Origin of the sequence: Slackia isoflavoniconvertens (assembly GCF_003725955.1) — a bacterium.
Classification (GTDB): Bacteria; Actinomycetota; Coriobacteriia; order Coriobacteriales; family Eggerthellaceae; genus Slackia; species Slackia isoflavoniconvertens.
Window position 1 is genome coordinate 1 of sequence record NZ_QIBZ01000031.1, and the last position, 2,465, is coordinate 2,465.

Sequence of the window (2,465 nt, forward strand, 5' to 3'; positions counted from 1 at the left end):
TGTTTTTCACAACAACTAAATTTAGGATTTCACGACTAATTTCTTTCGGGTTTCACCGTTTTGCAAAGGTGCCGCACCCTTTCTTCGCTAACTGTCCGATCTTCCCATCATCAAGGCTTCCTCGAACCTTCTGCTCTGCCCGCCGAACTCAACCAGCCGACCATGATGCATGATCCTGTCAATCGTCGCCGTGGCCAGGTGCGCGTCTCCCAGCACAGTGCCCCATTTGCCGAACTCTATGTTGGTTGTGACGATCATGCTCCTCGTCTCGTACGTTGCCGACATCACCTGGTAGAGCAGCCGAGCGCCCTCGATGTCTATCGGGATGTAGCCGTACTCGTCGATTATCAGCAGGTCCGCCTTGGCTATGTCGCGAAGCACCTGCTCGAGCCTGTTGTCGGCGACGGCCGCCTTCAGCATCAGCACCAGCGACGCGGTCTCGAAGTACCTGACCTTGTAGCCCCGCTCGGCCGCCAGCACGCCCAGTGCGATCGACAGGTGGGTCTTTCCGCGTCCGCATCCTCCGTAGAACACGAAGTCCTGGGCCTGCCGGACAAACTCCAATGACACCAGGTCATCGACGGTGTAGCCGTCTGGGAAGGACACCTCGCCGAAGTCGAAGTCCGCGACCGACTTCACGGCCGGGAATTTGGCCTGCTTCATGAGCCTTGCCTTCCTGTTCTCCTCCCTGGTGGCGTTCTCGCTCCTGATCAGCTCGCATGCAGCCACCAGCTGGCCTCGCGTGGCATCCTTGGAAAACGCCGCGATCGTCGACTTGGTGAAGTACATGGTCCTGGCCAGCGCGGCGAACTCCGCCTCGATCTGGCCCCTCGTCATCTGCTCGATGTCCATGGCTAGGCCTCCTTTGCGAAGACGGCGTCGTACATCCCGAGGTCGGGGCTGTCGTCGTATGCGATGGACCCTTGGCCGTTCGCCGTGCATGCGGCAGCCAATGCGACGTCAGCGCGGCTGGGGACGCCGCCGTCGGCGCCGAGCGCGGCCATCGCCGCTACCGCGGCCTCGTAGCCCGCATCCGCGCTGACGTCGCGAAGCATCCTGAGCATCGTGCCCCTGTCGGCCCTGCCCATGGAATCCATCGACCTGGCCAGCGATTTCGGCAAGGTCGCCCTGACGGCGCTGTTCTGCCATCCGCCCGGCTTCCTGCAAAGGAGCGCCAGCTGCGACATGGGGTCGCTGGCCTTGGTGGGCGCATCCCCGTATGCTCGGTCGAAGGCGGCGATCTGCGTGCCCTCGCCGTCGTAGAAGGCTACCCGGAATGCGCCCAGCTCGACGATCACCCTCTCCTCGCCGTGGTCCGGCCCGAGCGGGTAGCGGTGTCTGCCGTCGAGGCACGCGTCGCCGTACTTGTCGGTCTTGGCCGTGACTATCTTCGCGACGCGGAAGGGCTTCGCCGGCAGGTCGGCCATGGCCACGCAGTCCTCCATGAACAGCTGGCGCTCGGGCTCCCCTTTGAGGTAATGGTCCTTGCCGGCGCGATCCAGGCACCTGCCGAGGATCCGCTTGTTGTAGGCGGGCAGGCTGTCGATGCGGGGAACGGGGACGAACAGGTTGCGCCGGATGGCCCCGACGGCATTCTCCACGGAGCCCTTCTCGTGGCCGGAGTTGGGGTTGCAGAAGGAGAAGTCGAACCCGTAGTGGGCGGCGAAGCGCGTGAACGTGTCGGCGGTGCTGACAACCTGGCCGACCCTTCTGCCGACGCCCGTGGCGTTGTCAAACACCAACCGGGTGGGCACGCCCCCGCAGAACTCGAACACGGCCTTCAGGCCCTCGCAGACGCATTCCGACGTCTCGCCCCAGAAGCATTGCGCCAGCGACACGTTGGAGAACGGGAAGGTGACCACCAGGTAGTGCACCTCGCGCATGACGCCCAGCACCCTGAAGTCGCACACGCCGAAGTCGACCTGCCCCTCGCCGGGCGCCCATTCGAGGTTGAGGAACTCGTCTTTGGCGCCTTTGAGCTCGGCTTTGCGCTTCTTGACGTAGGCCTGGACGATTGTGTAGCTGCCGTCGTAGCCGCATTCCGCGACGAGCCGGTCGAATACCCGCTGGGCCGTGTGTCGCTGCTTGGGGCGCCGCTTCCTGTCCTCCGCAAGCCAACGATCTATCGTCGCCTTGAACGGGTCAAGCTTCGAACCGCGCCTCTTCCTGGGCTTGACCTGAGGGGAGAAGTCGTCCATGTCGCGGTATTTGCGCACCGTGGGCTCGGAGATTCCCTCCTCCCTGGCTATCTGGGCGACGCTGTCGCCACGGGCAGCGCGCTGCTTGATTGCTAGAATAGTTGACATGCCGATCATTTCCTTTCCGGCCTCCTTGAGTCGATTACCGAAGCAATGACTAAGTTAGGCCATCCGTTGGAGGTGGTCGGCGCCTTTGCTTATGAGGCGAAACAATCGTCGTGAAACCCGAAACTTTTATCTCGTGATTTCCTAAAAATAAAAGCTATC

General features: G+C 62.4%; 2 protein-coding genes. Both read right to left on the reverse strand.

Translation table 11 applies throughout. The annotated features are described in order from the left end of the window. Positions 1–87 precede the first annotated feature (87 nt). Positions 88–852, reverse strand: coding sequence for an IS21-like element helper ATPase IstB (gene istB / locus DMP05_RS09585; protein ID WP_230205501.1), 765 nt, complete (start codon positions 850–852; stop codon positions 88–90). Positions 853–854: 2 nt separating this feature from the next. Beyond that, on the reverse strand, positions 855–2,306 hold the full coding sequence (istA, locus tag DMP05_RS09590; protein ID WP_244595125.1) for an IS21 family transposase: 1,452 nt from the start codon (positions 2,304–2,306) through the stop codon (positions 855–857). Positions 2,307–2,465: the final 159 nt, after the last annotated feature.